We start from the raw sequence: 1,073 nt of genomic DNA, 5'->3' as shown, positions 1-1,073 counted from the left end.
CGGCCGGCGGCGTGGGCGCTCCGGGCGCGGCCGGTCCAGGCGGGTTATCTCCGATGGCCGGGTCGGCGTTGGCAGTCCCGGCAGGCAGCGCTGCGGCTGCCACCCCCAGACCCATCATGAACATCACACTGCGACGATCCATCTCAGGCACAGCTGAACCATAACCGAACGGCCACCGGCATACTCGCGCCCCGCCCAAAGTTACGCGGCACTCGTTGGGTTTCCCCAGGTTACGGGCAGGCCGCTGGTCTGTCCTCTCTCACCGGCGCCTCAGCCGGAAGCGTGTAGGTCACGACCACATCGGCGTCTTCGGCGGCGTCGTTGTCCACCTTGTGCACCACACCGGCCGGAATGACGACCACCTCACCCGCCGCATACGTCGCAGGGCCGCAGCTCGTCGCCATCTGCAGCACCACCGCACCTTCGTTGATCACCGATTGCTCCGGGCCCGAATGGCTGTGCCACCCACTGCTCGACCCGGGCTTGAGCCGCAGGCTCTGCACGTACAGCGTGGTGGGTTGACCTGCAGTGACCACCCAGATCGGCGTGGAGGTGGTGCCCTTACCGAGATCGGTGCGCTCCACCTCGCCTTCGGCGGGCGTGGCGGCAGCGGGCGCGGCAGACAGACAGGCGGCGATGACGCCGACGAGGACGGCACGGATGCGGTTCACAGTCCCTCCCGGTTCTCGACCGAAAGGTACCCCGCGCAGCCCCTTTTCGTCAGGGATAAGGCTGATACGGGTACTGCGGCTGCTGCGGCTGGTACGGGTACTGCGGCTGTTGCGTCTCACCCCGGTTCGGCACCTGGATCGGAATGGGCACCGGGACGAACGGCACCGTGACGTAGGTCGTCGTCATCGGGTTCGTGGTCGTCGTGGTGGTGGTCGGCACCGTCGTCGTGGTCGTCGGCGGCGTCGTTGTGGTGGTGGTCGTGGTTGTCGTCGTGGTCGTTGTTGTCGTCGTCGTGGTAGGCGGCGGCGTGGTCGTCTGGGTGACGACGCGCGTCTCGGTCACCGGGGGCGGCGGAGCCTGGGTCACGGTCACCGGCGGCGGGGCCTGAGTGACGGGTTCGG

General features: G+C 68.2%; 3 protein-coding genes. 1 reads left to right on the top strand and 2 read right to left on the bottom strand.

Annotated elements, in window-relative coordinates:
• Positions 1-230: 230 nt before the first annotated feature.
• Together BN4332_RS32190 and BN4332_RS34805 are read right to left on the bottom strand one after the other, a co-directional pair.
• Positions 231-671, bottom strand: coding sequence for a cupin domain-containing protein (locus BN4332_RS32190; RefSeq protein WP_066904341.1), 441 nt, complete (start codon positions 669-671; stop codon positions 231-233).
• 49 nt (positions 672-720) lie between these two features.
• Positions 721-858 (bottom strand): hypothetical protein, encoded by a 138-nt coding sequence (locus tag BN4332_RS34805; protein ID WP_235654374.1) that lies wholly within the window; start codon positions 856-858, stop codon positions 721-723.
• Positions 859-865: 7 nt separating this feature from the next.
• Between BN4332_RS34805 and BN4332_RS34800 the strand changes: the two genes are divergently transcribed.
• Entirely contained in the window at positions 866-1,060 is a 195-nt protein-coding gene (locus BN4332_RS34800) for a hypothetical protein (RefSeq protein WP_235654373.1), read from the top strand.
• Positions 1,061-1,073 lie beyond the last annotated feature (13 nt).

The organism is Mycolicibacterium houstonense (assembly GCF_900078665.2).
GTDB classification, from domain to species: Bacteria; Actinomycetota; Actinomycetes; order Mycobacteriales; family Mycobacteriaceae; genus Mycobacterium; species Mycobacterium houstonense.
Note: the sequence above shows the minus strand (reverse complement) of the source record. Positions and strands in the feature narration are given on the sequence as shown.

Coding starts and splice junctions, on each gene's coding strand:
- BN4332_RS34805 (WP_235654374.1), bottom strand. CDS start 858: ATGACGACGACCTACGTCACGGTGCCGTTCGTCCCGGTGCCCATTCCG.